6 protein-coding genes and 1 tRNA gene are annotated in these 6,389 nt (G+C 70.7%); 3 read left to right on the forward strand and 4 right to left on the reverse strand.

The genetic code is table 11. The features are described 5' to 3' along the window. Positions 1–26: 26 nt before the first annotated feature. Positions 27–635 carry an aminoacyl-tRNA hydrolase gene (gene pth, locus BM228_RS26745; RefSeq protein ID WP_092045368.1) on the reverse strand — a complete coding sequence of 203 codons (609 nt, stop codon included), beginning with the start codon at positions 633–635 and terminating at the stop codon, positions 27–29. 362 nt (positions 636–997) lie between these two features. On the opposite strand from pth, the gene BM228_RS26750 reads away from it, so the two are divergent. Continuing rightward, positions 998–1,228, forward strand: coding sequence for a hypothetical protein (locus BM228_RS26750; protein ID WP_092045384.1), 231 nt, complete (start codon positions 998–1,000; stop codon positions 1,226–1,228). 43 nt (positions 1,229–1,271) lie between these two features. On the opposite strand, the gene BM228_RS26755 is transcribed toward BM228_RS26750, so the two are convergent. Further along, on the reverse strand, positions 1,272–3,443 hold the full coding sequence (locus BM228_RS26755; RefSeq protein ID WP_092045370.1) for an FUSC family protein: 2,172 nt from the start codon (positions 3,441–3,443) through the stop codon (positions 1,272–1,274). Positions 3,444–3,638: 195 nt separating this feature from the next. Here BM228_RS26755 and BM228_RS26760 point away from each other — a divergent pair. Next, a tRNA-Arg gene (locus BM228_RS26760) sits at positions 3,639–3,715 on the forward strand. Positions 3,716–3,924: 209 nt separating this feature from the next. On the opposite strand, the gene BM228_RS26765 is transcribed toward BM228_RS26760, so the two are convergent. Further along, on the reverse strand, positions 3,925–4,896 hold the full coding sequence (locus tag BM228_RS26765; protein WP_092045372.1) for a GlxA family transcriptional regulator: 972 nt from the start codon (positions 4,894–4,896) through the stop codon (positions 3,925–3,927). A 106-nt stretch (positions 4,897–5,002) separates the two neighbouring features. Here BM228_RS26765 and BM228_RS26770 point away from each other — a divergent pair, with 106 nt between their 5' ends. Further along, a complete protein-coding gene (locus BM228_RS26770) occupies positions 5,003–5,644 on the forward strand; it encodes an HD domain-containing protein (RefSeq protein ID WP_092045374.1) in 642 nt (213 codons plus the stop codon). 217 nt (positions 5,645–5,861) lie between these two features. Here BM228_RS26770 and BM228_RS26775 read toward each other — a convergent pair. Beyond that, positions 5,862–6,389, reverse strand: a 528-nt coding sequence (locus BM228_RS26775; RefSeq protein ID WP_139234216.1) for an outer membrane protein, incomplete at its 5' end; no start/stop codon positions are given.

Genomic DNA, 6,389 nt, shown 5'->3' on the forward strand with positions numbered 1-6,389 from the left:
CGATATCGTGTCCTCGTGTTTTCGTGTCAATTTTTGGAACCCAGCGTCTTCACCGCGTCCCAGCCGCGGTCGGCCATGGCGAGATGGACCTTGTTCTGGAAGCTCGCATCCTCGCCCGCCGCCAGCAGCGCGACGTGGTCGGCGACAGCGTGGGCCAGATCCTCGACCCAGGGCAGCTCGGCCTTGCCGAAATCGTTGAGCACGTAGGAATGCACCAGCGCCTTGTCGCCGGGATGGCCGATGCCGAGCCGCACCCGGCGATAGTCGTTGCCGCATTGGGCGGTGATCGAGCGCAGGCCGTTATGGCCGGCATTGCCGCCGCCGAGCTTCACCCGGAGTTTGGCCGGGGCGAGGTCGAGCTCATCGTGCAGTACGATCACGTCGCTCAAGGGGATCTTGTAGAAGCGCTGCGCCTCCGAGACCGAGCGCCCGGACTCGTTCATGAAGGTCGAGGGCTTAAGCAGGATCGCCCGCTCGGTGCCCAGCACGACCTCGGCGGCCTCGCCCTGGAACCGATGCCGGAACGGGCTCGCCCGGTGCTGCCGGGCGATCGCGTCGATGGCCAGGAAGCCGATATTGTGCCGGTTGTTCGCGTAGCGCGAACCGGGGTTTCCGAGGCCGACGATCAACCGCATGGCAGAGTCCCTGGCGCGCTCCCGGTCATGGGACTTTCCCTCGGCGCATCCCTTTCGGGGCGGTCTCTGGCACGCTTCCGCGCGCGGCGCATCCCCGCTTGGGCACCGGACCCTGCACAGCCTTGCCGGTGGTGCCGCCCTCTCCGGGTGGGTCCGTCAGGCATTCGTAGATGAACACGCACCGATCGTGCGCCAGCGCACAGCATCGGTCGAACCACCGGCAGACGATCCCCGTTGAGAGGTCACATTCGGCCAAGCAAAGCCCGAGCGATCAAGACCGCCGCACCGACGATCTTCCTCACCCGACACGGTTGACCGGATGACTTCCCGTCGAAGTCAGACGCAGACAAGAGGAGATGATCATGACCCTTCGCATGCTCGCCGCCGCCGCATTCATCGCCGCGGCCGCCTCGCCCGCCCTCGCGCAGGGGATGGACTCGAAGCATTCGCCCTACCCGGCCTCGGCCTATTCGGGCTGGATCGGGAATGCCGGCGTCCTGCAGCAGGATCGGACCCATCTCGCGCGGGCCTCCGCCTACCGCTACGCCGGCCCGCATGCCGGTGGCCCGGCCAACGCCCTGCCGCGGTACTGAAGACCCTGCGCGGCCCGCGGATCGTCCGCGGGCCCGCTTCGCGTCAGGTCGCCGGGACGGCCCGACCCGCGCGCGCGACGGCTTCGGCCTCCGGCCCCGTCCCCTCAAGCGCGCGCAGCTCTCCGGGGCGCAGCGTCCCGCTCAACAGATCCACCTGACTCACCAACCGGGTGAGCGATTGCCCCCGGTCGAGGTCGGGCCGCTCCGGCAGCGGCCGGTCCTCACTGAGCGCGGCTAGAGTGGCGGCGATCCAGGTTCGCCAGGCTTGCGCCTCCGGGGCGGCCGCCTCGGGGGCGTGGCGCAGCACCGTGAGCCGGGCGCTGATCCGGCGCAGGGTCGCGTCCGCCACCATGGCGGCTTCCACCTCCGGGTGGCCGCCGGCCCGGGGTTGCTGCAGGGCCCGCGACAGGGCCGCCTCCAGGTCGTTGAGGGCGAGGCCCGCCGCCCGGGCGCGAGCCGACACTGCGGCCTCGCGCGCTTCCCCGGGAGCGGCGAGCAGCACCGCCTCGGCGAAGCCGGCATGGGCCTTCAGCGCCCGCCGCAATTCCTGGCGGACCTGGTCCGGCTCCCAGATCGGCCAGAGCACCAGGCAACTCGCCACCGCGATCAGCCCGCCCAGCACCGTGAAGCCGGCTCGCATGCCGACGATCTCCCAGGAGCTGTGGCCGGGCTCCAGCAGCTCGACCAGCAGCACCACCAGCGGCGTCAGGCAGGTGACGAAGAAGCCGTAGGAGATCTGGCGCGCCGCGAAGCCGACCACGCTGAGCACCAGGATCAGCCCGGCCTCCACCAGCGGGGTCGTGGCGTAATAGGCCAGCACCGCTCCCGCGAGCCCGCCCAGCACCGTGCCGCCGATCCGCTCCAGCGCCCGCTGCCAGGTCGCCGCGTAGAACGGCTGCATGGTCAGCACCACGGTCATCACCAGCCAGTGGGTGAACGCGCCGGCATAGGTCAGGGTGGCGGCAAGCGCCGGCGCCGAAACCGCGGTGGCGCGCAGAGCGTGCCGGAGGTTCGGCGAGGCCAGGGTGAAGTTCTGCCGCAGCGGCTCGACATAGCGGGTCCAGCGGTCGAGACTGCGGCCGTCCGTGAGGGCGCTGCCCGGCTGGTAGCCCTCGGGCGTCGAGAGCTTGGCGCCGATCCGCACGCGCCCGACGATCCGGTCCGCCAGCCGCGCCAGGGTCGCGTCCTCCGACAGGCCCTCCGCGGCCCGGGCGATAGAGTGTTCCAGCCGGCCGAGATCCAGGCTGGCATCCTCGCGGATCGCCCGGGCTATGGTGACGAGCAGGGGCCGCAGCCGCCGCAGGAAGGTTTTCGCCAGCGCCCGCCGGCTCGGGGGCGGCCGGCTCTCGATCAACTCCGCCACGGCGATCAGCGCGGAAAAGATCTGCTCGGCGCTCTCCAGGCGTAGCAGCGCCTGGGCGGTGCGCTCGGAGACGCGCTCACGGGAGCGAGCGAGGTCGAGGATCATGGTCCGGGCGGCCTCGATGCTGGCGCGCACGCCCCGCCGATGGCCCCGCGCATGCCCGTCGAACGCGTCCGCGTCGGGATCGGTCAAAGCGACCAGCCGCTCGAGATCGCCGCAGAGCCGCGCCAGGCCGTGCCAGACCTCGGCCACCGCCCGGTGCGCCGGCCGATACGGGTGCAGGCGCCAGATCACCAGGGCGAGCAGCGTCGCCCAGAGCCCGCCGGCTGCGAACATCAGCGCCACGATCCCGGCCTGCTCCAGGGTGAGCGGCCGGTCGAGGGCGATGCACAGCACGACCACCAGCACGTTCCCGGCCGCTTGCGCCTGCACGCTCCAGACCCGGACATAGGAACAGGCGAAGATCAGCGCGCAGGAGACCGGCACCACCACCAGTAGCCCCAGGGGCTGCAGCAGGCCGACCCCCGCCCAGAGCAGGCCGCCGAGCAGCGAGAAGGCGGTGAGCACCCGCAGGCGCACCCGCATCGGCCCGCCATTGTCGCAGAAGCAGGCGAGGTTGGCGGCCAGCGCCATGGTCAGCAGCGGCGGCCACTGCACCCAGATGTTGATTAGGATGACGACGCCGAACGCGAAGGCGGCGCGCACCCCCTCGACCAGCCGGACGTTGCGCAGGTCGAGACCCGTGGGCAGGCGCCGCAGATCCGCCCCGGGCCGAGCCAGGCTGCCCCGGCCGGCGACCCGGCGGCGCCGGGTACGCCCGGGGGACGATGCGGAGGGATTCGGGCCAGGCAACCTGGGACTCCTGTGCGGGCGCGGCGCCCCCGCATGAACCACGCTCGGCCTGTCCGGATCCACCCCGCGCCGCAACCCCGCCATGCCGGCCTCGGGAGACGTAAAGCGGCACCTGCCACGCGGCGACCATCGTCCGCGGCGCAGACGCTTGACCCTCGGCCAAGCCCGTGGCTTTTGGGCGCGCTGGCACCTCAAGACTCCGTAGCTCAGCTGGATAGAGCAGCCGCCTTCTAAGCGGCAGGTCGTTGGTTCGAGCCCAACCGGGGTCGCCATCCCATATGTTTGGCTCAGTAAGCGGGCGACAGGTCGGCCTGCGCCGCCTGCCACCGATGTTTCCCGTGAAACACGCCTTGAGCGTGCGCGTCGGGTTCGCAACGGTTTCGGGGCGACAGGCCTAGAGCAGGCTTCTCGGTTCCGAAAGGTCGCTGAGGTGCCTCCTGCACCGACCAGCGGGACGTTCATTGCCCGTGGATCGGCGCTGCTATCCCCCGCCATTCCGCCTGCGGAACTCCGCCGGGGTGATGCCGACGTGGCGCATGAAGGCGCGCCGCAGGGTGTCGGGGTTGGCGAAGCCCGTCCGGGCGGCGACCTGCTTTGGCGGCAGGCCCTCTGCTTCCAGGTAGCGCCGCGCCGCCGCGACCCGGGCGGCCTCGACCCAATCGGCCGGCGTCATGCCGACCTCGCTTCGGAACAGGCGGGCGAAGTGGCGGGCGCTGAGGCCGGCCCGGTCTGCCAACCGGGCCACGCTGTGGTCCTCTGCGGGCGCGGCCGCGATCCAGCGCTGGACCTCCTGGAGCACGGCCCGACCGGACGGTTCGACCGCGCCGCTGCGGCTGAACTGCATCTGGCCGCCGGGGCGCTTGAAGAACATCACGAGCTGCGCGGCGACGCGCTGGGCCAGCGCCCGGCCGAGATCTTCCTCGACCAGGGCCACCGCTAGGTCGAGGCCGGCGGTCACCCCGGCGGCGGTGCGGACCGGCCCGTCGCGGACCTGGATCGCGTCGGGCTCGACCCGAACGGCCGGATATCGCCGGGCCAGGGCGTCGGCAGCGGCCCAATGCGTGGTGATCCGGCGCCCGTCGAGCAGTCCGGCTTCGGCCAGGGCAAAGGCTCCCGTGCAGACCGAGCCGAAGCGCCGAGCCGTCGGCGCCGTGCGCCGCAGCCAGGCGAGCAGGGCGGCGGTCGGACGCCGATGTGGCGCCTCCGGCGATCCCGCCACCAGCAACGTGTCGAGGGGGCCGGCATCGGCCTCGAAGATCGTCCGGTCGGCGAGCAGCCGCGCGCCCGACGAGGTCTCGATCGCGCCAGTTTCGGTGGACACGATCTCGATCCGATAGACGCGCCACCCGGCCTGGACGTTCGCCTCCGCGAACACATCCAGCGGGCCGGAGACGTCGAGCATCTGCACCCCCGGTCCCGCCACGATCGCCACGTTCCGCTCCACCGCGCACATCCTCGCGTCCGTCAGAGACGGTATTTGTCCGTTTGAGACGTGTTCCGTCAAATCCGGACGCGGGCGCGGGGATCTAGGATCCCGGGGTCAGCAAGGAGAAAAGGCCATGGCTCATCCGATCGACGGCGTCGCCATTCCCGACAGCGCGCTCGCCCACGCGGTGACCGAACTGGTCCGGGATACGGAATCGCCGCTGCTGTTCCACCATTCGAGCCGCGTCTATTATTTCGGCGCCCTCGCGGGGAAGCAGCGCGGCCTCCGCTACGATCCGGAACTGCTCTATGTCGGCGCGATGTTCCACGACATGGGGCTCACCCCGCAGCACAGCAGCGCGAGCGAGCGCTTCGAGGTCGATGGCGCCAACGCGGCCCGGGATTTCCTGCGCGGCCACGGCATCGCCCAGGCCGATATCGACACGGTGTGGACCGCCATCGCGCTGCACACCACGCCGGGCATCCCGCAGCACATGCATCCCGTGGTCGCTTTGGTCACTGCCGGGGTCGAGATGGACGTGCTCGGGCTGACCTACGCCGCGTACAGCGACGCCGAGCGCGAGGCGGTGGTGCAGGCCCATCCGCGGAGCCCACATTTCAAGGAAGACATCATCCAGGCGTTCTACGAGGGGATCCGGCACAAGCCGGATACGACCTTCGGCAACGTCAAGGCCGATGTCATCGCCGACAAGGAGCCGCATTTCCACGCCGGGAATTTCTGCCGCGTGATCCGCCACTCGCCCTGGCGTGGGTGAGGTCGCTCGGTTCGCACGCGGGACGGGACCCGGAAGAACGACAAGAAGCCCCGGGCGCCATGAGCGTCCGGGGCTTCTTGATCGACCTGAGCGGCCAGTCTGATCGGGCTGGGGTGCCGAGGTGAAGATAGGGTCCGGATGCGGCGTGCGAGTCTCGTCCCGCACGCCCGTCCGAAAAAGCGCTCCCGGCCCGGAGACCGGGAGCGTTCGTCGGGTCTTAGTACGAGCCGAACTTGTAGTTCAGGCCGGCGCGGACGACGGCGAACTCGTCGCTGCGGCGGCCGACGTTGCTGTAGGCGACCGGGAAGTTGTTGGCGGCGTTGATGACCAGGGCACCCTGGTTGCGGGTGTTGCGGTCGAGGTTGACGTACAGGCCTTCGACCTTGAGCGTCACGGCCGAGGAGCGGAAGAAGTTCAGGAACGAGTCGGTGGGGAGCGCGTACTCGATGCCGCCGCCGACGGCGTAGCCGGTGCGGAAGCTGTCGTTACCGGCGTAGCCGCCGAAGGAGCGCTCGGCGCTGCCCGAGCCGTAGGCGAAGCCGCCGGTGCCGTACACGAGGGTGCGGTCGAAGGCGTAGCCGAGGCGGCCGCGCACGGTGCCGAAGTAGTCCAGGCTCGACAGGCCGCGCGGATCGGTGACGTAGTAGCCGGGAGCGAGCGCGCCGCTGACGAAGGCGTTGTTCCGGCCGCGGCCGAAGTCGAGGTACTGGGCGTCGGCCTCGATGCCGACGACCACGCCCGAGCC

Source organism: Methylobacterium pseudosasicola (assembly GCF_900114535.1).
GTDB classification, from domain to species: domain Bacteria; phylum Pseudomonadota; class Alphaproteobacteria; order Rhizobiales; family Beijerinckiaceae; genus Methylobacterium; species Methylobacterium pseudosasicola.